The sequence below is a fragment of the Roseateles sp. P5_E8 genome, from assembly GCF_054177665.1.
On the sequence record NZ_JBGCUM010000053.1, the window covers coordinates 1 to 22,666 of the forward strand.

Consider the following 22,666-nt stretch of genomic DNA (forward strand, 5'->3'; position numbering starts at 1 on the left):
AGTCGCAGGAGCGTTGCGCCACGGCATCAAACCACTCCAGGCCACGCAATCGCTCGGCGAAATCCCGGCTGAGTTCACCGCGCCAGAGATGGCGGTCGAAGAGGCGCAGGCTCAAGGGTCCGTCGGCGCCGATGGCCAGAAACAGGCTCTCCGGCGCGGCGTCGAGCTTCAGTTCCGGCTCGACGGCGCGCGCCGTCACACAGTGCGAGTAGTCCCGCCGCCAACGCACGAAGCGCGGATGGCGGCGCACCACCTCGTCGTACTGCAACGCCAGCAGGTGCACCTGCCGGCCATGCCCGGCCCAGGCGGTCAGCGCGGCCAGGGCGCTAGCCTCGGACAGCGGCCAGTCGACAAAGCTGGCGTCCCAGGCATGCAGCTCGCGGCAACCCTGCTCCGCCGCCCAGGCGAGCGTCTCGACGAGCAGACGCTGGAAGTCGACTCGGCCTTCAAACTTTTGTGCGTTCATGGCATTGGCTACGTTGGCGAGGTTTGCGGCTGCACCCAGCCGTCCTCGGTCCACTGATCGAGCAGTTCGCGCGCCTCGGGGGACAGCCGCGCAACCTCGGCCGCCGTCAGCAGGCGGCAGTCGGCCAGGCGGCGCATCAACGCGGCGTCGCGGCCGCCGGCGCGAAAGCTCTCGCCGTTCAGGAAGACATGGGCCGTGTCGTAGAGCATGCGGCTGCGGCGGTTGAGTGACGCGCCCTGCCCCTCAGGCAAAGGCTCGCCCGGCTCGAACCAGACCTGGGCCTTGGGCTCGGTCAGCGCCTCACCCAGGGCCCGTTCCAGCGCCTGCGGGCGTTGCACGGCGGCTTCGACGGCGCGGCGAGCGAAGTCCAGCATGGCCTGCGGCACACGGCCCGGTTCGGTCGACGCCTCCTGGCGCGGATCGGCATAGAGCTTGCCGCCCGCGTCGATCTCGTCGAACAGGCGCGGCAGCAACTCGGCCGCCAGCGCATCCGCCGTCGACGCGCGAAAACCGACGGAGCCCGTCACGCAACCCGCACCGACGGCGACGCCGTCATGCGTCCAGCCCGGCGGCAGGTAGAGCATGTCGCCGGGCTCCAGCACGAACTCTTCCTCGGGCTGGAAGTTGGCAATGATCTTCAGCGGCACGTCGTCGCGCAGCACCGCGTCACGCTGAGCGCCGATGCGCCAGTGCCGCTTGCCCGCCAGTTGGATCAGGAAGACGTCGTAGGAATCGAAATGCGGGCCGACGCCGCCGCCGTCGCTGGCGACGGACAGCATCAGGTCGTCCAGCCGCGCATCGGGCACGAAGCGGAACTGGTCGAGCAGCGCACGGGCTGGGTCGAGGTGCTGGTCCAGCCMCTGCACCAGCAGCGTCCAGCCCGGCTTGCTCATCGCTGGAAGGCGGGCGATGGGGCCTTGTTTGAGCTTCCATTCGCCGTCGAAGGCCGTGACGAGCCGCGATTCGACATCGTCGCGCGCCGCCAGCGTGGCTAGTTCTTTCAATGAAGCGGGCGGCGCGGCATTGGCGAAGGCCTGGCGCACGAGCAGCGGTTTTTTCTGCCAGTGCTTGCGCATGAACTGCGCCGGACTCAGGCCGGCCAGCAGGGGGGTGGGGAGGTCAATCTGCATGCAGTCATTGTGCCGAGAGCTGCGTGCGAAAATCTCTCCCATGCAAGTGACCCGCCCCTGTGTCGTCTCCCTGCGTTGGAGACTTGAAGATGCCCAGGGCCAGCTCATCGACGAGCTGGCCGAACCCATGGAGTTCCTGCACGGCGGGGACGACCTTTTCGCCAAGGTGGAGGAAGCGCTGGAGGGCCAGGAGGCTGGCTTCGAGACCGCCCTTGCGCTGCAGCCCGAGGAGGCCTTTGGCGACTACGACTCCAGCCTGGTCTGCTTCGAAGCGCGCAGCCTGTTCCCGGACGGCGTCGAACCCGGCCTGCAGATCGAAGGTCTGCCCGAAGGCGCCGCCACCGAAGGCATGCCTGCGGACGTGGTCTACACGGTCACCGAGGTCTACCCCCAGCACGTGGTGCTGGACGGCAACCACCCGCTGGCGGGCATAGGCCTGCGCATGCATGTGACGCTGCTGGACGTACGCGCGGCGACGGAAGCTGAGGTTGAGGCCGGCTCGGTCGGCGAGCCCATCTTCATGGTGCAGACCGGCGCGCCGCCGGACGAGCAGCTTCACTGAGCACAAGGCGCCTCACGGCGCCTTTTTTTACGCCTTGCCGGTGGAGCCGAACCCGCCGGCGCCGCGCTCGGACGCATCAAAGCTGTCCACACGGCGGAACTGCGCCTGCACGACGGGCACGATAACGAGTTGGGCAATGCGCTCGAAGGGCTGAACGGTGAACTCCGTCTGACCACGGTTCCAGCAGCTGACCATGAGCTGGCCCTGGTAGTCGCTGTCGATCAGGCCGACAAGGTTGCCCAGCACGATGCCGTGTTTGTGGCCTAGCCCCGAGCGCGGCAGGATGATGGCGGCCAGGCCCGGGTCGGCGATGTGGATGGCCAGGCCCGTGGGGATCAGCGTCGTCTGACCCGGTGCCAGCGTGATGGCGGCATCGAGGCAGGCACGCAGGTCGAGGCCGGCGCTGCCGGGCGTGGCGTAGGCGGGGATCTGCTCGGCCATGCGGGCGTCGAGCACTTGCAGGTCAATGGGGGTCATGAAAGTCTTTGGGCAATGTCTTTGATCAGCTCGCGCGCCAGCGTGAGCTTGTCGGCACGAGCAAGTTCGCGCTGACCGTTGGCGTCGATCAGCAGCAGCGCGTTGTCGTCGCGGCCAAAGGTGGCGGGGCCGAGGTTGGCGACGATCAGCGGCAGCTTCTTGCGCAGGCGCTTGGCCTCGGCGTGCTCGGCGAGCTTTTCGCTCTCGGCCGCAAAGCCGACGCAGAACGGCGGCCGCGCCAATGCGGCCACGGTGGCCAGGATGTCGGGGTTCTCGACCATGGCGATGGTCGGCGCGGCCGACTCGCCCTCGACCTTCTTGAGCTTCTGGTCGTGGGCCGTGGCCGGCCGCCAGTCGGCCACGGCGGCGGTGGCGATGAAGACCTGGTGCTGAGGCGCCAGCGGCAGCACGGCCTTGAACATCTGCTGCGCGCTCTGCACGTCGATGCGCTGCACGCCGCGCGGCGTGGGCAGGTGCACGGGGCCAGCCACCAGCGTGACCTCAGCGCCGGCTTCGGCGGCGGCGCGGGCGATGGCAAAGCCCATCTTGCCGCTGCTGTGGTTGGTGATGCCGCGCACCGGGTCGATAGGCTCGAAGGTCGGGCCGGCGGTGATGAGCAGCTTCTTGCCGCGCAGAGTCTTGGGTGCCAGGAAGGCCTCGACGTCGTCGAAGATTTCCTGCGCCTCCAGCATGCGGCCGTCGCCAATCTCGCCGCAGGCCTGGTCGCCGTTGGCGGGTCCGATGACGGTCGCGCCATCGGCAGTGATCTGCGCGACGTTGCGCTGCGTGGCGGGGTGGGCCCACATCTCGCGGTTCATGGCCGGCACGACCAACAGCGGGCATTCAGCGATGCGCCGTGCCAGCGCGGTCAGGCTGACGAGGTCGTCCGCCCTGCCCTGCGCGAGCGCGGCCATGGCGTCAGCGCTGGCGGGTGCGACCAGCATCACATCGGCCTCGCGGCTGAGGTTGATGTGGGCCATGTTGTTGTCAGGCCGCGCGTCCCACTGATCCGTGAAGACGGGCCGGTTAGACAGCGCCTGCATCGTCACGGGCGTGATGAACTGCTGTGCGCCCTCGGTCATCATGACCTGCACGGTCGCCCCGCGCTTCACAAACAGGCGCGTCAGCTCGGCGATCTTGTAGCCGGCGATGCCGCCGGTCATGGCGAGGAGGATGTGTTTGCCGTGAAGGGGACTTGTCATCAACGCTTCCTGAACACCAGATCCCAGACCCCGTGGCCGAGACGCAAGCCTCGGGCCTCGAACTTGGTCAACGGGCGGTAGGCGGGCTTGTCAGCATAGCCGGCAGCGGTGTTCAGGAGGGAGGGCTCGGCCGACAGGACTTCAAGCATCTGCTCGGCGTAGGGCTGCCAGTCGGTGGCGCAGTGCAGGTAGCCACCGGGCTTGATGTGCTGCACCAGCTTGGCAACGAAGTCCGGCTGGATCAGGCGGCGCTTGTGGTGGCGGGTCTTGTGCCAGGGGTCGGGAAAGAAGAGGTGCACGCCGGCCAGCAGGTCGGGGCCGATCATGTCGCGTAGCACCTCGACCGCGTCGTGCTGGACGATGCGGATGTTGGCCAATTGCTTCTCGTCGATGAGCTTGAGCAGCGCGCCCACGCCGGGCTCATGCACCTCGCAGCCGATGAAGTCGTGATCGGGCAGCGTGGCCGCGATCTCGGCGGTGGCGCCGCCCATGCCGAAGCCGATCTCCAGCACCAGCGGGGCCTGGCGGCCGAACGTGGCTTCAGCGTCCAGGCGCTCGGGCTTGTAGGGCAGGACGAACTTCGGGCCCAGCTCGGCCAGCGCCTTGATCTGGCCCGTGCCCATGCGGCCGGCGCGGGTGACGAAGCTCTTGATGGCGCGGCGAGGGAAGTCCTTCTCTTCCATCAGCCGACCTCGGCCATGACCATGGGCGTGGCGGCCACGTCGGCATCTTCCAGCGTGCAGGCGGCGAGGTAGGACGCGATGGCGCGGTCGGCGGCGGCGGCATCGGCGGCGTGGATCAGCGCCAGTGGCTCGCCGGCGGCGACGCGCGTACCGACGGGCCTGACCTCGGAGAAGCCGACGCGCATGTCGATAGCGTCACCAGCCTTGCGGCGGCCGCCGCCCAGCTCGACGATGGCCACGCCGAGATCGCGCGTAGACATGGTGGTGACGACACCGGCGCGCGGCGCGGGCACGGGCCTCACGACGGGCGCGGCTGTCAGGTAGGCGTGCGGACGCTCCATCAGGTCGGCCGGGCCACCGAGGGCGACGACCATCTTGGCGAACTTCTCGGCCGCGGCGCCGGAGTCCAGCGCGGCTTGCAGCATCACGCGCGCGGCAGCGGTGTCGGCCGCGAGATTGCCCAGCACCAGCATCTCGGCGCACAGCGCCAGCGTCACCTCGTGCAGGCGCGGCTCGCGGGCCTCGCCGCTCAGGTAGCGGATGGTCTCGATGACTTCCAGCGAATTGCCGACGTCGCTGCCCAGGATCTGGTTCATGTCGGTGATCAGCGCGCGCGTCTTCAGGCCCGCGCCGCCAGCGACGGCAACGATGCTCTCGGCCAGCTCACGCGCGAACTCGGGCGTGGAGGCAAACGCGCCGTTGCCGCACTTGATGTCCATGGCCAGGCCTTCGAGGCCGGCGGCGAGTTTCTTGGACAGGATGCTGGCGGTGATCAGCGGCACGCTCTCCACCGTCGCGGTCACGTCGCGCGTGGCGTAGAAGCGCTTGTCGGCAGGAGCGAGGTCGGCCGTCTGGCCGATGATGGCGCAGCCGAGCGAGCGAACGATCTGGTCGAAGCGCGCCGGGTCGGGCGTCGTCGTGTAGCCCGGGATGGCTTCGAGCTTGTCGACGGTGCCGCCGGTGTGGCCCAGGCCGCGACCGGCAATCATCGGCACGTAGCCGCCGCAGGCCGCCACCATGGGCGCCAGCATCAGGCTGACCTTGTCACCCACGCCGCCGCTGCTGTGCTTGTCGAGCACCGGGCCGGGCATGTCGGGCCAGCGCATGACGCGGCCGGAGTTCATCATGGCGCGCGTCAGCAGCACGGCTTCGTCGCGGCCCATGCCGCGCAGGAAGACGGCCATGCCGAGGGCGGCGACCTGGCCTTCGCTCCAGGAGTTGTGCGTCAGGCCATCGACGAAGTTCTGGATCTGCGCTTCGTTCAGCGCGTGGCCGTCGCGCTTGGCGCGGATGATTTCTTGGGCAAGCATGGGGATCAATAAGCAGCGGTTACGGCGGGCGATTCGGCACCGGTCAAGACTGCTTCGATGTCAGTCAGCAAGCCGCTCGCGCCGAAGCGCAGGCGTTGCGGGTTCAGGGCATCGGCGCCGAGGGCGGCCTGCGCTTGCGCGATGTAGCCAGCGGCATCCGCCACCGAGCGCACGCCGCCCGAGGCCTTGAAGCCCGCATTGGACAGGCCGCTCGCGGCGATTTCTTTCAGCATGACGGCGGCGGCGGCGGGTGTGGCGCCGGTCTTGGTCTTGCCGGTGCTGGTCTTGACGAAATCGGCACCGGCCGCGAGGGCCAGGCGGGTGGCCTGGGCAATGCGCTCGGGCGTTTGCAACTCGCCGGATTCGATGATGACCTTGAGCGTCAGCGGGCGGCTGGCGAAGCGGACTTCGGACAGGAATTCCGAGACCTCGGTGCTGTCGCCGGCCAGCAGCGCGCGCCAGGGCAGCACGACGTCAACCTCGTCGCCACCGGCTTGCGCGATGGTCTGGACGTCGGCCAGCGCGCGGGCCAGGTCCAGTGCGCCATCGGGGAAGTTGGCGACGGCGGCGACCTTGACGGCCGCCGGCAGCGCCGCGCGGGCCTGGGCGACGAAACGGGGCCAGACGCAGACGGCGGCGACGGGGCCATGCGGCGTCTGCGCGCGCTTGCACAGCGCGGCGATGTCGGCAGCCGTGTCGGCGTCATTGAGGCTGGTCAGGTCCAGGCAGGCCAGCGCGGTGCGGGCCGCAGCCTTCAGATCCGTAGTCATAGCGTCAGGTCCGCCAAACTGGCGACCAGTGCAGACAGGAAGGCAGCAGCGCGCTCACCCGAGGCCTGGCCCTGCTTCATCGTCAGCTCGTGCGTCAGCACTTCGGCCGACAGGCCGGCGGCCATGTTGGTCATCAGCGCCAGGCCCATCACGCGCAGGCCGGCGTGGCGGGCCAGGATGGTCTCGGGTACGGTGCTCATGCCGACGGCGTCGGCGCCCCAGGCGGCAAACATGCGGATCTCGGCCGGTGTCTCGAACTGCGGGCCCAGCGCCCAGACGTAGGTGCCTTCGCCCAGCATCAGGTTCTCGCGCTTGGCCAGGGCCAGCGCGTGCTTGCGCAGCTCGGGGTCGTAGGCCGTGCTCATGTCGATGAAGCGCTGGCTGCCTTGCTCGCCCACGAGCGGGCTGCGCTGCGGCGCATTGATGTGATCGGCGATCAGCATCAGGCTGCCGGGCTGCATGTGGGCGCGCAGGGAGCCGGAGGCATTGGTCTGCAGCAGGACCTTCACACCCCAGCGCTTCAAGGTGCGCAGCGCGCCGGCCATGCCGGTGCACTCACCACTCTCGTAGGTGTGGGCGCGGCCGCGCAGCATGACGACGCGCTGGTTGCCGATGTTGCCGACAACGATCTCGTTGACATGGCCTTCCACCTTGGGCTGCGGGAATGCCGGCAGCTCGGTGTAGGGCAGCGTCTGGGCGCTCTGGATATGACTGACCGCGCCGGCCCAGCCGGAACCGAGGACGACGGCGACGCCGGGCGCGTCACCGAACAGGGATTGCAGCTTGTCGACGCTCGCGGTGATGGCGACGTCGAGTTTTTGGTTATCGATCATGGGGGGACCTCAGGTCTTGAGATGTTCGGGGCCGAAGCTGTAGGGCAGCAACTCGGCCAGGGTCCAGCGTTGGCGGATGCCGCCAGGATCGCCGGCAATGATGACAAGTTCTTCCGGAACGGAGAACTCCCGCAGCTTCTGGCGGCAGCCGCCACAGGGGGTGATGATGTCCGGCCCAGGGCCGGTCACGAGGACGGCCACGGCCCGCTTGCCGCCGGCCATCAGCATGGCCGTCAACGCCGAGGGCTCGGCGCACCAGCCCTGCGGGTAGGAGGCGTTTTCGATGTTGGCGCCGATGTGGATGCGGCCCTGCTCGTCGAGGACGGCGGCGCCGACCTTGTACTTGGAGTAAGGCGAATGCGAGAACTCGCGGGCGCGCAGGGACTCGGCGAGCAGGCGGTTCAGCAGGTCTTGAGAGAGTTCCATCAGCGTTCCTTCACGTAGGGTCGGCCGAGGGCCTTGGGGGCGATGGCAGAACCAATGAAGCCAGCGAGCAGCACGACCGTCAAGATGTAGGGCAATGCCTGGATCAGCTGCACGGGTACTTCGCCGATGCCTGGCAGCTGCACGCCCTGCATGCGGATGGCCATTGCGTCCAGGAAGCCGAACAGCAGGCAGGCGCCCAGCGTGGGCAAAGGCTTCCACTTGCCGAAGATCATCGCGGCCAGCGCGATGAAGCCGCGGCCGGCCGTCATGTTGGGCGAGAAGGAGGCGTTCTGCGCCAGCGTCAGGTAGGCGCCCGCGAGGCCGCAGAGCACGCCGTTCATCAGCAGCGCCCGGTAGCGCAGGCGCTGCACGGACATGCCGGCGGCCTCGACCATCGCCGGGTTCTCGCCGACGGCGCGCAGGCGCAGGCCCGGGCGGGTGCGCTCGAGGAAGAACCACACGGCGGCCACCATCAGGAAGGCGACGTAGACCAGCACGTTGTGGCTCAGCAGGCCGTGGCCGAAGACGGACGCGAACCAATTGCCCGGCTGCGGCTCGGCAAAGCCCTTGGCGATGGCCGTGAGGCGTACATCGGGGTCTATGGGCGGCGTCTGCCCGCCCTGCTGGAACCAGGCGATGCCGAGCACGACGGTGAGGCCGGCGGCGATCATGTTCAGCGCGACGCCGGAGACGACCTGGTCGCCCCGATTCGTCACGCAGGCAAAGCCGTGCAGCAGCGACGCGACGCAGCCGACGGCGATGGCCGCCAGCAGGCCGTAGCCGGTGGAATGCGTGACCGAAGCCGCTGCAGCTGCCGCAAAGGCCGCGAACAGCATCTTGCCTTCCAGGCCCAGGTCGATGACGCCGGCGCGCTCGGACAGCACGCCGGCCATCGCGCACAGCAGCAGCGGCGCGCTGACGCGCAGCGTGGACGCCAGCACCGAGGCGATCAGGACTTCATCCATCAGCGACCTCCCTTGATGGCCGCGTAGGCCTTGGCGAACAGCGGCGCGCTCACGGTGGCCATCGCGCCTGAGAACAGCACGATCAGGCCTTGCGCCGTGACGACCATCTCGCGGCTGAAGCCCTGCAACTCGAACGACACCTCGACGCCGCCCTGGTAGAGCACGCCGAACAACAGCGACGCCAGCACGATGCCGACCGGGTGGTTGCGACCCATCAGCGACACGGCAATGCCGGTGAAGCCGGCGCCGGCGACGAAGTCCAGCGTCAGCTTGCCCTGCACGCCGGAGATCTCATTGATGCCCACCATGCCGGCCAGGCCACCGGAGATGGCCATGGCCAGCAGCACCTGGGCGCGCGGGCGGATGCCAGCGTAGTGGGCCGCGCGCGGCGCGCTGCCGACGGCGCGGACGGCATAGCCCGCGGCGCTCTTCCACAGGAACCAACCGACGAAGACGCAGGCGACCAGCGCGATGACCAGACTGAGGTTGAGCGGTGAGGACGGCAGCTCGACGCCAAACGCGGCGGCGATCTGGTGCAGGGCCGGCATGCGGGCGCTCTCGGCAAACTCGGCGGACTCGACCGACATGCTGCCGGCCGGGCGCAACCAGTTGACCAGCAGATAACCGTTCAAACCGGCGGCGAGGAAATTGAACATGATCGTCGTGATGACGATGTGGCTGCCGCGCCAGGCCTGCAGATAGGCCGGCAGCGCCGCCCACAGCATGCCGAAAGCAGCGGCGGCGATGACCAGCAGCGGCAGCATGACGACCGCCGGCAGCTTGGCGCCCAGCCACAGCGCCACCAGCGCCACGCCCACGCCGCCCAGCGTCGCCTGGCCTTCGCCGCCGATGTTGAACAGGCCGGCATGGATGGCCACGGCGACCGCCAGGCCGGTGAAGATGAAGGTCGTCGCGTAGTACAGCGAATAGCCCAGGCCGCGCACGCTGCCGAGGGCGCCGTTGAGCAGCACTGTCAACGCCTGCCAGGGGCTGTGGCCGATGACCATGACGACGAGGCCGGCGACGACCAGCGCGATGGCCAGGTTCCACAGCGGCAGCAGGCCGATGTCGATCCAGCGGGGAAGGGTCAAAGGTTGGCTCATGCGGCCGCTCGTTCTTCTTGTGCGGCCATCAACAGGCCGAGTCGTTTCTCGTCGCAGTCTTCAATCGCCAGTTCGCCGGTGATGCGGCCGCAGTTCATGACGACGACGCGGTCGGCCAGCGCCAGGATCTCGTCCAGCTCGCTGCTGACCAGCAGCACCGCGCAGCCGGCATCGCGCAGCGCGCGCAGCTGGCCGTGGATGAATTCGATGGCGCCGATGTCGACGCCGCGCGTGGGCTGGCCCACCAGCAGCACGGTGGGTTGCTCGCCGATTTCGCGGGCGAGGATGAGCTTCTGCTGGTTGCCGCCGGAGAACTTGGATGAACCCAAGGTCTCGTCGCGCGGGCGCACGTCAAACCGCTCCTGCATCTGCTTGGTGGCGTCGCGCATCGCAGCGTGGTCCATCGTCGCGCCACGGCGGTACTTGGGCAGGTTCTGGTAGCCCAGCACGGCCGACTCCCAGGCCGGGAAGCTCATGACCAGGCCGACGGCATGGCGATCTTCGGGCACATGCGCCAGCCGCAGCGGGCGGGCCTGGGCCGTGTCCAGCCAGGCGCTCGGCGTGAACGACGCGCCGCCCAGCTCCAGCCGGCCGCCTTCGGGCGCGCGCAGGCCGGACAACACCTCCAGCAGCTCGCTCTGGCCGTTACCCGACACGCCGGCCACGCCGACGATCTCGCCGGCCTTCAGCGTCAGGCTCACGTCCTTCAACGCCGGCACGCCGTTGGCATGCTTCAGGCTTAGGCCGGTGGCTTGCAGACGCACTTCACCGGCGTGAACTTCCATCCCCTCAGGCCGACCCAGCGTGACCTTGCGGCCGACCATGGACTCGGCCAGCGCTTCTTCGCTCCACTCGGCAATGGGCCGCGTCTCGACGACCTGGCCAGCGCGCATCACCGTGACGGCGCTGCACAGGCTCATGACCTCGCGCAGCTTGTGCGTGATGAGGATGAGCGTCGTGCCGCGTTCCTTCAGACGGCGCAGCGTGATGAAGAGCTGGTCGGTTTCCTGCGGCGTCAGCACGGCCGTGGGTTCGTCGAGGATCAGGATTCTGGCGCCGCGGTACAGCGCCTTCAGGATTTCCAGCCGCTGCAACTCGCCCACCGGCAGGTCGGCGACGACGGCGTCGAGCTGCACATGCAGGCCGGTCTCCCGCATCAGCGTGACCAGCTTGGCCCGCACCTTGGCCTTGGAGGCGCTGAGGAAGAAGCCGCCTTCCGCGCCCAGCATGATGTTTTCCAGGCAGGTCAGCGTCTCGACCAGCATGAAGTGCTGATGGACCATGCCGATGCCCAGGGCAATCGCCTGCTGCGAGTTGGCGATGTGGACCTGCTGGCCGTTGACTTCGATTTGCCCAGAGTCGGCGTGGTAGTAGCCATACAGGATGGCCATCAACGTGCTCTTGCCGGCGCCGTTCTCGCCGACGAGGCCATGCACGCTGCCGGCCGCGATGTCGAAAGACACGTCGCGGTTGGCTTGCACGGCGCCAAAGCGCTTGGAGATGCCTTGAAGGCGGACGGCGGCAGGGGTGGCTTGCTCTGGCATGTGGGGGCGAGAACGCTCTCAGTCAGTTGAGGACGGAGCTGCCGGCGGGTACGCCGTCAGGTCCATCCCGCAATGCCATCAGTATTTGCAGGCGTTGTCCGCCATGTAGTCGGCGACCTTGATCTTGCCGCTGATGATGTCCGCCTTGACCGCGTCGACCTTGGCCTTCAGCGTCGGGTTCAGCAGCTTGGCGTTGTTCTCGTCGGCCGCGTAGTCCACGCCGCCTTCCTTCAGGCCCAGCACGCTGACGCCGGGCTTCCAGGCCTTCAGCACGTTGTAGACGGCCACGTCCACGCGCTTGACCATGGAGGTCAGCATGGTGCCGGGCTGGATGTGGTTCTGATTGCTGTCGACACCGATGGCGAGCTTGCCGGCGTCCTTGGCCGCCTGGTAGACGCCCACGCCGGTGCCGCCAGCGGCGGCGAAGACGACGTCCGAGCCCTTGGCGAACTGGCTCTTGGCCAGCTCACCGCCGCGGGTCGGGTCATTCCACGCCGTGGACGTGGTGCCCGTCATGTTCGAGAACACCTCGATCTTCGCGTTGGTCGCCTTGGCGCCCTGCTCATAGCCGCACTGGAACTTGCGGATCAGCGGGATGTCCATGCCGCCAACAAAGCCCACCTTGCCGGTCTTGCTGACCAGCGCGGCCATGGCGCCGACGACGTAGCTGCCCTCATGCTCCTTGAACAGCAGGGACTGCACATTGGGCAGGTCGACCTTGGCGTCGATGATGGCGAACTGGGTCTTGGGGAATTCCTTGGCCACCTGCTGCAAGGCCGACGCCTGGGCGAAGCCGATGCTGATGATGGGGCTGGCGCCCTTCTCGGCCATGCGGCGAATGGCCTGCACGCGCTGGGTGTCGTTGCTGATCTCGAACTCGAGATAGGTCTTGCCCGACTCCTTCTTCCACTGCTCGGCACCCTGGTAGCCGGCCTGGTTGAAGGATTTGTCGAACTTGCCGCCCATGTCGAAGATCACCGCAGGCTGCTGGGCCTGGGCGGCGCCGCAGACGAGCATCAGGGCCAGGGAAAGTCGGGGCAGCGCGAATTTCATGGGGTGGCTTCGGGCAAGGCGAAAGGGGCGCATTGTAGAAAACATCGTCCGAGTTTTACTAACCTGAAAAATACGGATTCACCCTGCCCTGGCGTGGCGCAACCTGCGATGCGCGGCCCTGGCGTGGGGGAGCCAGCCCAGTGTCGCCCAACGGCGCCACATCAACAGGCCTCGAATCCACTCGTCAGCGGCATAAGCAATCCACACGCCAACCAGGCCCCAGCCGAGGTGCACGCCCAGGAACCAGCTGCCGCCGGCCAGCACGATGGCCATGGACGCAGAACCCGCAATGACCGGGTAGYGGGCRTCCCCCGTGGCCCGCAGCGCGTTGATGACGACCAGGTTGAAGATGCGCCCCGGCTCCACCAGCATCGTCCACCACAGCAGCGTGCAGCCCAGCTTGATGATGGCCGGGTCCGACGTGAACTGCCTCAGCAGCCAGGGCCCCGCCAGCGCAAAGCTGCCCGAGACGACGATGGCGACGACGAAGCCCAGCACCATCGACTTGCGCACCAACTTGTGCGCCGCGTGCAGCTCCCCGGCACCGATCATGTGCCCGACCAGGATTTCCACCGCGAAACTGATGGCCAGGCCGAACATCAGGATCAGGTGCAGGAACTGCATCGTGTAGGCGTGCGTGGCCAGCGCCAACGCGCCGAGCTGGGCCACGGCGGCCAAGCTGGTCATGAAGGCCAGGCGCCAGGAGATGTTCTCGGCCGCGCCGGGGATGCCGATGTGCAGCACGGTGGCCAGCGGCGCGCGCTCCCAGCGCCACCAATCCGCCGCTTGCAGGCGCAGGTTGAGCCGGCTGCGCCACAGCACGATGTGCAGCGCCAGGCCCATGCCACGGCCGCACAGGCAGGCCAGCGCATAACCCAGCAGGCCCAGGTGCGGCATGGCCAGCAGCGCCACGGCCAGCGTGACGACCTGGATGACGATGACGACCGCCAACGCCTCGCGGCTGCGCAGATGGGCACGCATAACGCTGGACATGGTCGCGTTCAATGCGTCGATCAGCAGGGCCGGGGCCAGGGCTTGCAGCAGCGTGCGGGCCAGCGGCGCGACCTCGGGCGGTGCATTGACGAGGTTCAGCAGCGGCCCGGCGGCCAGCAGCGCCATCACGGCGCCGCCCACGCCCAGCCAGGCACTGGCGCCGACGACGGCGCGGGCCACGGCGTCGGCCTGGTCGCGCCGGCCCGCACCGAGCGCCTGCGTGACGGCCACGCTGACGCCGGCACCGATGACGCGAAACAGCACGAAGATGGCGGCGAAGACTTGGTTGGCCAGACCGAAGGCGGCGCCGCTGTTGTCCGACAACCGCGCGGCTAGCGCCGTGCCGATGATGCCGATGCCTATGCCCAGCAGCAGCTCGAGCAGCAACGGCCAGGTCAGCGGAAAGAGGCGGGGGCGAGCGGAAGAGGCGGTCAAAACCGGGGCCTCTCAGCAGGATTCACACAAGTCACAGCAAGCTCGCCAGAATGAGCCGGAATCGTAAAGGAGTAACCATGCCGAAACACGCAGCCCATGCGTTTGCCCAGACCCTGGTCCCGTTCAAGATCGCGTCCGCCAAGCCGGGCCAGCTCTTCTCCCTGCCCGAGCTGGCCAAGACCTTCCCCAACGTCTTGCGCATGCCCATCTCCATGCGCATCGTGCTGGAGAGCGTGCTGCGCAACTGCGACGGCAAGAAGGTGACGGCCGAGCATGTGGAGCAGCTCGCGAACTGGAAGCCCGTGGCGCCGCGCGTGGACGAGATTCCCTTCGTCGTCGCCCGTGTGGTGTTGCAGGACTTCACCGGCGTGCCGCTGCTGGCCGACCTGGCCGCGATGCGCAACGTGGCTGCGGCGATGGGCAAGAACCCCAAGGCCATCGAGCCGCTGGTGCCGGTGGACCTGGTGGTGGACCACAGCGTGATGATTGACTACTACGGCACCAAGAAGGCGCTGGACCTCAACATGAAGCTGGAGTTCGAGCGCAACCGCGAGCGCTACGAGTTCATGAAGTGGGGCATGCAGGCCTTCGACACCTTCGGCGTCGTGCCGCCGGGCTTCGGCATCGTCCACCAGGTGAACCTGGAGTACCTGGCGCGTGGCGTGCACAAGAACAAGGACGGCATCTTCTATCCGGACTCGCTGGTGGGCACCGACAGCCACACCACCATGATCAACGGCATCGGCGTCGTCGGCTGGGGCGTGGGCGGCATCGAGGCGGAGGCCGGCATGCTGGGCCAGCCGGTCTACATGCTGACGCCCGACGTCGTCGGCTTCGAGCTGACCGGCCGGCTGCGCGAAGGCGTGACGGCGACCGATCTGGTGCTGACCGTCACCGAGATCCTGCGCAAGCACAAGGTCGTCGGCAAGTTCGTCGAGTTCTTCGGCGAGGGCACGGCCAGCCTGGCCCTGCCCGACCGGGCAACAATGGCCAACATGGCGCCCGAGTACGGCGCGACCATGGGCTTCTTCCCGGTGGACGAGAAGACCATCGCCTACTTCAAGGGCACGGGCCGGACCAAGGCCGAGATCGACGCCTTCGAGGGCTACTGGCGCGCTCAAGCGATGTTCGGCGTGCCCAAGGCCGGCGACATCGACTACACCTCCGTCGTCACGCTGGACCTCGGCACCGTCGTGCCCAGCCTCGCAGGCCCCAAGCGCCCGCAGGACCGCATCGCCATCAACGACCTGGCGGCCAAGTTCGGCGAGCTGTTCAGCAAGCCCATCGCCGAGAACGGCTTCAACCAGCCGGCCGAGAAGCTGAACCGGCCCTATGTGACCGACTCGGGCCTGCCGGTCAAGAACGGCGACGTGCTGATCGCCGCCATCACCTCCTGCACCAACACCAGCAACCCCGGCGTGCTGCTGGCCGCCGGCCTGCTGGCCAAGAAGGCGGTGGAGGCGGGGCTCACGGTCTCACCCCACATCAAGACTTCGCTGGCGCCCGGCTCGCGCATCGTCACCGAGTACCTGACCAAGGCCGGCCTGCTGCCCTATCTGGAGAAGCTCGGCTTCAACGTCGCCGCCTACGGCTGCACGACGTGCATTGGCAACGCGGGCGACTTGACGCCGGAGCTGAACCGCCTCATCCAGGACAACGACCTGGTCTGCGCGGCCGTGCTGTCGGGCAACCGCAACTTCGAGGCGCGCATCCACCCCAACCTGAAGGCCAACTTCCTGGCCAGCCCACCTCTGGTGGTGGCCTATGCGATTGCCGGCAACGTGACACGCGACCTGATGACCGAGCCGGTCGGCTTCGGCAAAAAAGGCCAGCCGGTCTATCTGGGCGACATCTGGCCCGACAGCGACGAAATCTACGCACTGATGAAGTTCGCGATGGACGCCGACGCCTTCAAGGCCAACTACGACAAGGTGGCCACGGAACCCGGCAAGTTGTGGAAGGCCATCAGGGGCACCAAGGGCCAGGTCTACGACTGGCCCAAGAGCACCTACATCGCCCAGCCGCCCTTTTTCGAGGGTTTCACGATGGAACCCAAGGCGCTGGTATCGGGCGTGCAGGGGGCGAAGGTCATGGCGCTGTTCGGCGACTCGATCACCACCGACCACATCAGCCCCGCCGGTTCGTTCAAGGAGACCACGCCGGCCGGCCAGTTCCTCATCGCCAACGGCGTGCACAAGGCCGACTTCAACTCCTACGGCGCGCGTCGCGGCAACCACGACGTGATGATGCGCGGCACCTTCGCCAACGTGCGCGTGAAGAACCTGATGCTGCCCGCAGGCGCTGACGGCTCGCGGCCGGAAGGCGGCTACACGCTGAAGAACGGCGAGCAGACCACCATCTACGACGCCGCGATGGCCTATATCGCCGAGGGCACGCCCACCGTCATCTTTGCCGGCGAGGAGTACGGCACGGGATCAAGTCGCGACTGGGCCGCCAAGGGCACGCAGCTGCTGGGCATCAAGGCCGTCATCGCCAGGAGCTTCGAGCGCATCCACCGCAGCAACCTCATCGGCATGGGCGTGCTGCCGCTGCAATTCAAGACGGGCTTCAGCTGGGAGAACCTCGGCCTCACAGGCGCCGAGACCATCGACATCACGCTCGCCAACGAGATCAAGCCGCAGGACGATGCGGTGATGACGATCACCCGCGCGGACGGCTCGCAGATCGCCGTGAAGCTGACACTGCGCATCGACACGGCCATCGAGGTGGACTACTACTTCCACGGCGGCATTCTTCCGTTTGTGCTGCGGCAGTTGCTCGCGGCGTAGCTCCCGGTCTACCGGTCTGTCGGCCCAAGCCCACATGCCCGACGGGCGGCTGGCTGACAGACGCGCGGCGCTCGCGCAACTACCGTCTTAGCAACTCCGCTGAGACTTGTTGCGATGACCTGGAATGATTTCCTGAACCGTGCCGCGGCCTCGATGCCCGATGTGGACTGGACCGACGTGTTGCCCGCCGTGCTGGCCGGAATGGTCACCATCATCGTCATCAGGTTCGGGCTGAAGCTCGTCATCCAGCGCCTGCGGGCGCTGTCCAAGCGCACCCACACCACGCTGGACGACGGCCTCGTCAGCGTGCTGGAGCGAACCAACGTCGCGCTGATCTGGGCCGTGGGCCTGCTCGTCGGCCTGACCGTGCTGCCGCTGGACGACCGCTGGCATGGCCGCGTGTCGCAGCTGTGGTTCGCCGTCGTCGCTCTGCAGCTGGGGCTGTGGTGCCAGCAGGCGCTGTCGCAGGTGCTCGTCGCCCAGCAGCAGCGCCAGGGCGGCAGCAGCAGCACGCTGTCCGCCTCGGCCACGCTGCTGAGCTGGGGCCTGCGCGGCGCACTGTGGGTGGTCGTCGTGCTGGCGGTGCTGTCCAACATGGGCATCAACATCACCGCCTTCGTCGCGTCCCTGGGCATAGGCGGCATCGCGCTGGCGCTGGCCGTGCAGAACATCCTTGCCGACTTGTTCGCATCGCTCGCCATCGCGGTGGACAAGCCTTTCGAGGTGGGTGACTCCATCACCGTGGGCGACGTGACCGGCACGGTCGAGCGCGTGGGCTTGAAGACGACGCGCATCCGCAGCCTGGGCGGCGAACAGATCGTCATGTCCAACGCCGAGTTGCTCAAGCGCACGGTGGCCAACTTCAAACGACTGCAGACGCGCCGCGTGCTTTTCGCCTTCGGCATCACCTCGGACACCACGGCCGACGAGGTGGCAGGCATCCCGCCGCTGGTGAAGGAGCTGATCGAGGCCGACCCCAAGCTCGAACTCGTCCGCGCCCATTTCAAGGGCTTCGGTGACAGCTCGCTGAACTTCGAGGTGGTCTACCGCGTCAAGGACCCGAATTACGACGTCTACATGGACCGGCAGCAGGCGTTGAACCTGGCGCTGATGCGCGCGCTGCAGGAGCGCGGCATCCGCCTCGCGTTTGCAGCCCAGGCGGTCAACGTCATCGGCGGCCTGCAGGTGGCCGCAGCCCCAGCGCAGCAGCCGCACGGCGCCCATCCTTTGCCTGCGGGCTGAACGTGGGTCACGGCGGGGCCGACCTGCTCACGGCCGCCATCGCGGCGCTGGTGCTGGTCGCCATCGCCGGGGCGCTGTACACGCACCGCTTCGGCCTGTCGCACCTGCTGGTGTTCCTGGTGGTCGGCATGCTGGCCGGCGTGGACGGGCCGTTGGGCCTGCCCTTCGACAACTACACGCTCGCCGTCCACGTGGGCAACCTCGCGCTGGCGCTGATCCTGTTCGACGGCGGCCTGCGCACGCGCTGGATCGTGGCGCGCGAAGGCATGCTGGCGGCCGGCCTGCTGGCCACGGTCGGCGTGGCCGCCACGGCCTGCCTGGTCGCCACGCTCGCCCACGTCGTGCTGCAGGTTCCGTGGGCGCAGGGCCTGCTGCTCGGCGCCGCGGTGTCGTCGACCGACGCGGCGGCCGTGTTCGCGCAGTTCAGCGCCAGCAAGCTGAAGCTGGAGCCGCGCCTGGCTGCGACCATCGAGGTGGAGTCGGGCATGAACGATCCGGTGGCCATGGTGCTCACCGTCGGCCTCATCGCCTGGATGGGGGCACGCGGCGGCGCTGAAGGGGCCGAGGCGGCGTCAGGCCTGGCCGTGCTGGCGCCGCTGCTGGGCCAGCAACTCGGCCTGGGCGTCCTGGCGGGTGTGGGCGGCGGCCTGCTGATTTCGGCCTGGCTGCGGCGCCTGCCGATGGCGGACGATCACGATGGCCTGGCCTCGCTGTTGATGTTGGCGGTCGGCCTGCTGCTGTTCGCCGCCACCAACAACCTTGGCGGCTCGGGTTTCCTGGCCGTCTACCTCGCCGGGCTGCTGGTGCGCCATCGCGCCGAGCGCGTCACGCGCTTGAGCCTGCCCGGCCTCAACGGCTACACCTGGCTGGCCCAGGCGGCGCTCTTCCTTTTGTTGGGGCTGCTGGTGACGCCGCACGAGGTCTGGCAACTCGCCGGGCCCGGCCTGGTCGTGGCGGCCGGCCTGATGCTGCTGGCGCGGCCGGCGGCGGTCGTGCTGTGCTTGGCGCCGCTGGGTTTCGACTGGCGCTCGCAGTGCTTTGTGGCCTGGTCTGGCCTGCGCGGCGGCGTGCCCATCGTGCTGGCCGCCTACCCGGTGCTGGCCGGCATCCCCGGCGCGTGGCGGCTGTTCGACGTCGCCTTCCTGGTGGTGCTGCTGTCGCTGCTGATTCAGGGGCCGACGCTGGCGCCGCTCGCGCGGGCGCTGCGGCTGAATCGGGACTAGAAGATCGGGATCAGATGCGGGCGGCCGGCCACCAGCGTGACAACGCGGCGTGGCAGGCAGAGCAACGGTGTGGTGCCGCTGCGCAGGGCGCGGGCCACGGCGGCGCGCGCGGCGTCCAGCAGCGCGGTCAGGCTGGGCCGTTCGCCCCGGCATTGCGAGCGCGGGATGACGAGGGCGAGATCTATGCTGCTGGGGCCGCTGGCATCGGCAGCCTCGACTTCCAGGCGGGCGTTGACGACGACCGTGGACGGCGTACTCAAGCGCAGATCAAGGTCGGCGTCAACGATGTCATCAAAGGCCACTGGCAGGTTTTGCAGCGGCGGCATGAAGGTCGGTGGGTTCTTGGACATGGCGGGCCATGATGCTGAACGCATATGACAGCCGCCATCGGGCGCGCTGCCACGATTACGTAGGACGAGGCCGTTAGACGCAGGGCGCGTGGCGCACGGTCGGTGCGGCGAACAGGCGGCCGATGAGGGTGCGTGCAAAGAAGTAGTCGTTGCGCAGCTTGTCGCCCAGCCCGTCCAGGCCGACACAGCCTTGCGGGTCGCAGGGGATGTCCAGGCCGGCATCACCAATCGCCAGGGGTTCGAAGTGCAGCAGGTGCGTGGCCGCAGGGACGGCAGCACGGCAGGCTTCTTGGTTGGGTACAGAGAACATCACGGCCTCCACAGAGAGTGACGAAAGCATGGATGTCACTCTGCGCCGGCGGGGTCTGGCCGGGTGTAGGCCCGGCGGGTGCGCCGCAGGTGTAACGCGGCGCGTGCTTTTGTAGGACAGAGACTAGGGCGCGTTCTGCGTCGGCACGCTGATGTCGAACCAGAAGCGGCTGCCCTCGCCGAAGCGGCTCTCCAGCTGGATCTCGCCGCCCATCATGCGCACCAGCTGGCGGCTGATGGCCAGGCCCAGGCCCGTGCCGCCGACGCGCTGCTCGGCATTGCCGGCCTGCTCGAACGGCTCGAAGAGGCGCTCGCTCTGGTCCTCCGCAATGCCGACGCCGGTGTCCTCCACCTCGAAGCGCAGCATGGCGTGGCCCGGCAGGGTCTCGACCGATGGCAGCGCCAGCGCGCGCAAGGTGACGCCGCCGACATGGGTGAACTTCACGGCGTTGCCCAGCAGGTTGAGCAGGATCTGGCTCAGCCGCTTGTCGTCGGCCAGCACGACGGCGGGCAGGCTCGGGTCGAGGTGCAGGTCCAGCGAGATCTGCTTGTCGACGGCCATCACGCGCACGATGTCGGCCACGGCATTCATGCGCGTGGCCAGCTCCACCGGCCCGAGGCGCAGCTCGGCCTTGCCGGCCTCGATGCGCGACAGGTCCAGGATGTCGACGATCAGCGTCAGCAGGTGCTGGCCGCTGCTGTGGATGATGTCCAGGCCGCTGCGCTGCTTGGGCGTGAGGCCGTCGTCCATCTTCAGGATCTGGGCATAGCCCATGACGGCGTTCAGCGGCGTGCGCAGCTCGTGGCTCATGCGCGCCAGGAACTGGCTCTTGGCGCCGTTGGCCACCTCGGCGCGCTCCTTGGCGTCGCTGAGCTCCAGCGTCCGTGCGCGCACCAGCTCTTCCAGATGGTCGCGGTGGGCGCCCAGCTCCGTCTCGCGCTCCTGCAGCGCGTCGATCATGCGGTTGAAGGTGTGGGCCATGGCCGCGATGTCGCGCGGGCCGCCGGCCGGGGCGCGGGCGTCGTTGTCGCCGCCCTCGACCTTCTCCATCGCGTCGGACAGCGCCGCCAGCGGCCGCGTCAGGCGCAGCGCCAGGTAGCGCACGGCCAGCAGGAAAAGCGCCGCGAACAGCAGGGCCACGCCGAAGTTGGCGATGAAGAGCGAGGTCTGGGTGCGGTGCAGCGTCGCCTTGCTCTGGATGACGCGCACATGGCCCAGCAGCTGGGCCGGGCGCAGCGTGACGTCGAAGGGCGAAGGCTCGGGCCGCGTCCAGACCGGTGCGGCGAAGGCCCAGCTGTCCTCGGTCTCCTCGTCCAGCCAGGGCTCGCTGGCGGCGCGGGCCGGGGGCAGTGCGGCGGGCGGGCGATCGCGCCCGGCGCCGAGGGCCAGCAGCAGCCGGCCGTTGGTGTCGCGGATCTCGATGCCCGTGACGTCGGGGAAGGCCAGCGAGGCGCGCACGGCCTCTTCGGCGTTGTCGGCCGCCGCATAGATCAGCGCCAGCGAGCTGTTGGAGGCCAGGTTGCCCGCCACGCGCCCGCCCTGCTCCAGCAGCATGGCGCGCACCTGGCGGCCGCCCTGCCAGGCGTTGACGGCAGCCATCAGCAGGGCCAGGCTCAGCCCGCCCAGCGCGACGGCCATGCTCAGGTGGCGGCGGAACGAGGCCTCGCGCAGCCAGCGCGCATAGACGCGCAGCGGCCACGGTCGCGGCAGCGGTGCCGGAGGTGGCAGCACGTCACCCGGCAGGATGCTGACCGGCTGTTGGCTGTCGAGGTGGTGGCGTGTCATCTCAGTTCGAGGGGTAGACCAGGTCGAAACTCGACTGCACTGCAGCCACGTCGATACCCAGATGAGCCGCAGTGCGGATGTTGATGGCGGCCAGCGCCTGGCGCAACGGCATCACCCCGGCCACGGCGGCCTTGGGTGCGGCGGCCATCCGCTGGGCCGACGTGGCCAGCGAACGGCCGAGTTCGCGGTTGTCGGGGTAGAGCGAGAACAGCGCGCCGCGCTTGACATGGGCGGCGTGGCTGGAGAACACCGCGATGTTGCGGTTCCAGCCCTCCCTGAGCACCAGCGAGAGCACGGCGTTGTCGTCCACGGTGGTCGGGTCTTGCGGCAGCCACAGCGCGTCGCGCGCCGGGTCGGCATTGGCAAGCAACTGCGTATAGGCGCGCAAGGCCTCGGCCTGGTCGGCGGCCTCCTGGGCCAGCAGCTCCAGGCCTTCGGCGCGGGCCGCCTCGCGCGCCAGCCTGACGAGCCAGGCGTTCAGGCGCGGGTCGTAGACCAGGTGCACGCGCCGCGTGCCGGGCCGCAGGCGCTTCAGGCGGCTCAGCATCAGGGCCGGGTCGGGCGCCAGCGTGTGCACGGGGAAGCTGCGCGCCTCGGCCTCCTGCACCGACACGACGCAGCCCACCAGCACGGACATCTCGCCGGCAAGAGCGCTGGCGATGCGCATGCCGCCACGACCCAGGCCGATGAGCACCTGCAGGTCGCGCTTGCGGATGTCCTCGACCACCTGGGCCGGGTTCGCGTTGCTGGCCATCGCAAAGCTGGCCACCGAGCCGCCGAGCTTGTCCTCGATGCCTTCCAGGATGCTGGCGAAGACCTGGCGGAAGGGCTCGCCCAGCTCCGGGTAGACAACGGCGAGCGAGCGCCCAAGCTCGGCCGCCGCAGCACCGCCCCCCGCCAGCGCCACGGCACCGCCCAAGGCCTGTCGCAACAGGGCGCGGCGCGTGGCTTGGGTGGGGCAACCGGGCTCGGTCAAGTGGGGAGTGCTGTGTGAAAGGTCCAGCAAGGACCGGGA

General features: G+C 68.5%; 21 protein-coding genes and 1 pseudogene. 4 read left to right on the top strand and 18 right to left on the bottom strand.

Translation table 11 applies throughout. From position 1 onward, the window contains the following. Both ACXRVZ_RS22475 and ACXRVZ_RS22480 read right to left on the bottom strand, forming a co-directional pair. A pseudogene (locus tag ACXRVZ_RS22475) lies at nt 1-466 on the bottom strand (hypothetical protein); the annotation flags it as partial. 8 nt (nt 467-474) lie between these two features. Further along, on the bottom strand, nt 475-1,596 hold the full coding sequence (locus ACXRVZ_RS22480; RefSeq protein ID WP_458232844.1) for a JmjC domain-containing protein: 1,122 nt from the start codon (nt 1,594-1,596) through the stop codon (nt 475-477). Nucleotides 1,597-1,636: 40 nt separating this feature from the next. On the opposite strand from ACXRVZ_RS22480, the gene ACXRVZ_RS22485 reads away from it, so the two are divergent. Then, nucleotides 1,637-2,158, top strand: coding sequence for an FKBP-type peptidyl-prolyl cis-trans isomerase (locus ACXRVZ_RS22485; protein ID WP_457423501.1), 522 nt, complete (start codon nt 1,637-1,639; stop codon nt 2,156-2,158). Between the two features lie 27 nt (nt 2,159-2,185). Here ACXRVZ_RS22485 and dut read toward each other — a convergent pair whose 3' ends face one another. The 12 genes from dut to ACXRVZ_RS22545 form a co-directional block, all read right to left on the bottom strand. Then, the gene (gene dut / locus ACXRVZ_RS22490; protein WP_458232845.1) at nt 2,186-2,635 is read right to left on the bottom strand and encodes a dUTP diphosphatase; all 450 of its coding nucleotides are present in this window, start codon (nt 2,633-2,635) and stop codon (nt 2,186-2,188) included. After that, entirely contained in the window at nt 2,632-3,837 is a 1,206-nt protein-coding gene (coaBC, locus tag ACXRVZ_RS22495) for a bifunctional phosphopantothenoylcysteine decarboxylase/phosphopantothenate--cysteine ligase CoaBC (protein ID WP_457423505.1), read from the bottom strand. The genes dut and coaBC overlap by 4 nt, the downstream gene beginning before the upstream one ends. After that, nucleotides 3,837-4,580 (bottom strand): tRNA (guanosine(46)-N7)-methyltransferase TrmB, encoded by a 744-nt coding sequence (trmB, locus tag ACXRVZ_RS22500; protein WP_457423608.1) that lies wholly within the window; start codon nt 4,578-4,580, stop codon nt 3,837-3,839. Before trmB ends, coaBC begins: the two co-directional genes overlap by 1 nt. Beyond that, complete coding sequence (gene deoA, locus ACXRVZ_RS22505) at nt 4,520-5,830, bottom strand: thymidine phosphorylase (protein ID WP_457423507.1); 1,311 nt, start codon at nt 5,828-5,830, stop codon at nt 4,520-4,522. The genes trmB and deoA overlap by 61 nt, the downstream gene beginning before the upstream one ends. Before the next feature lie 5 nt (nt 5,831-5,835). Continuing rightward, complete coding sequence (gene deoC / locus ACXRVZ_RS22510) at nt 5,836-6,600, bottom strand: deoxyribose-phosphate aldolase (protein ID WP_457423508.1); 765 nt, start codon at nt 6,598-6,600, stop codon at nt 5,836-5,838. Beyond that, entirely contained in the window at nt 6,597-7,433 is an 837-nt protein-coding gene (locus ACXRVZ_RS22515; protein ID WP_457423510.1) for a purine-nucleoside phosphorylase, read from the bottom strand. Before ACXRVZ_RS22515 ends, deoC begins: the two co-directional genes overlap by 4 nt. 9 nt (nt 7,434-7,442) lie before the next feature. Next, nucleotides 7,443-7,859, bottom strand: coding sequence for a cytidine deaminase (cdd, locus tag ACXRVZ_RS22520; protein ID WP_457423512.1), 417 nt, complete (start codon nt 7,857-7,859; stop codon nt 7,443-7,445). Next, on the bottom strand, nt 7,859-8,824 hold the full coding sequence (locus ACXRVZ_RS22525; RefSeq protein WP_457423514.1) for an ABC transporter permease: 966 nt from the start codon (nt 8,822-8,824) through the stop codon (nt 7,859-7,861). The genes cdd and ACXRVZ_RS22525 overlap by 1 nt, the downstream gene beginning before the upstream one ends. After that, nucleotides 8,824-9,927, bottom strand: a complete 1,104-nt coding sequence (locus ACXRVZ_RS22530) for an ABC transporter permease (RefSeq protein WP_457423516.1) — start codon at nt 9,925-9,927, stop codon at nt 8,824-8,826. Before ACXRVZ_RS22530 ends, ACXRVZ_RS22525 begins: the two co-directional genes overlap by 1 nt. Then, entirely contained in the window at nt 9,924-11,471 is a 1,548-nt protein-coding gene (locus ACXRVZ_RS22535) for an ABC transporter ATP-binding protein (RefSeq protein WP_457423518.1), read from the bottom strand. The genes ACXRVZ_RS22530 and ACXRVZ_RS22535 overlap by 4 nt, the downstream gene beginning before the upstream one ends. Nucleotides 11,472-11,549: 78 nt before the next feature. Next, nucleotides 11,550-12,524: a BMP family lipoprotein gene (locus ACXRVZ_RS22540; protein WP_457423520.1), complete on the bottom strand. Its 975-nt coding sequence runs from the start codon at nt 12,522-12,524 to the stop codon at nt 11,550-11,552. Nucleotides 12,525-12,602: 78 nt separating this feature from the next. Beyond that, nucleotides 12,603-13,952 carry an MATE family efflux transporter gene (locus ACXRVZ_RS22545; protein WP_458232846.1) on the bottom strand — a complete coding sequence of 450 codons (1,350 nt, stop codon included), beginning with the start codon at nt 13,950-13,952 and terminating at the stop codon, nt 12,603-12,605. A gap of 77 nt (nt 13,953-14,029) precedes the next feature. Between ACXRVZ_RS22545 and acnA the strand changes: the two genes are divergently transcribed. From acnA to ACXRVZ_RS22560, 3 genes are all read left to right on the top strand, one after another. Then, nucleotides 14,030-16,741 (top strand): aconitate hydratase AcnA, encoded by a 2,712-nt coding sequence (gene acnA / locus ACXRVZ_RS22550; protein ID WP_457423524.1) that lies wholly within the window; start codon nt 14,030-14,032, stop codon nt 16,739-16,741. 114 nt (nt 16,742-16,855) lie between these two features. Then, nucleotides 16,856-17,983, top strand: a complete 1,128-nt coding sequence (locus tag ACXRVZ_RS22555; RefSeq protein ID WP_457423526.1) for a mechanosensitive ion channel family protein — start codon at nt 16,856-16,858, stop codon at nt 17,981-17,983. Nucleotides 17,984-17,985: 2 nt separating this feature from the next. Beyond that, nucleotides 17,986-19,206, top strand: a complete 1,221-nt coding sequence (locus ACXRVZ_RS22560) for a potassium/proton antiporter (protein WP_457423528.1) — start codon at nt 17,986-17,988, stop codon at nt 19,204-19,206. Here the strand turns inward: ACXRVZ_RS22560 and ACXRVZ_RS22565 are convergent. The 4 genes from ACXRVZ_RS22565 to ACXRVZ_RS22580 form a co-directional block, all read right to left on the bottom strand. Next, complete coding sequence (locus tag ACXRVZ_RS22565; RefSeq protein WP_457423530.1) at nt 19,203-19,556, bottom strand: hypothetical protein; 354 nt, start codon at nt 19,554-19,556, stop codon at nt 19,203-19,205. The two genes, ACXRVZ_RS22560 and ACXRVZ_RS22565, sit on opposite strands and share 4 nt — an antisense overlap. A 73-nt stretch (nt 19,557-19,629) precedes the next feature. Next, nucleotides 19,630-19,896, bottom strand: a complete 267-nt coding sequence (locus ACXRVZ_RS22570; protein WP_458232847.1) for a hypothetical protein — start codon at nt 19,894-19,896, stop codon at nt 19,630-19,632. Between the two features lie 93 nt (nt 19,897-19,989). After that, complete coding sequence (locus ACXRVZ_RS22575; RefSeq protein ID WP_458232848.1) at nt 19,990-21,651, bottom strand: ATP-binding protein; 1,662 nt, start codon at nt 21,649-21,651, stop codon at nt 19,990-19,992. A 1-nt stretch (nt 21,652) separates the two neighbouring features. Then, on the bottom strand, nt 21,653-22,627 hold the full coding sequence (locus ACXRVZ_RS22580) for an ABC transporter substrate binding protein (RefSeq protein WP_457423536.1): 975 nt from the start codon (nt 22,625-22,627) through the stop codon (nt 21,653-21,655). Nucleotides 22,628-22,666 lie beyond the last annotated feature (39 nt).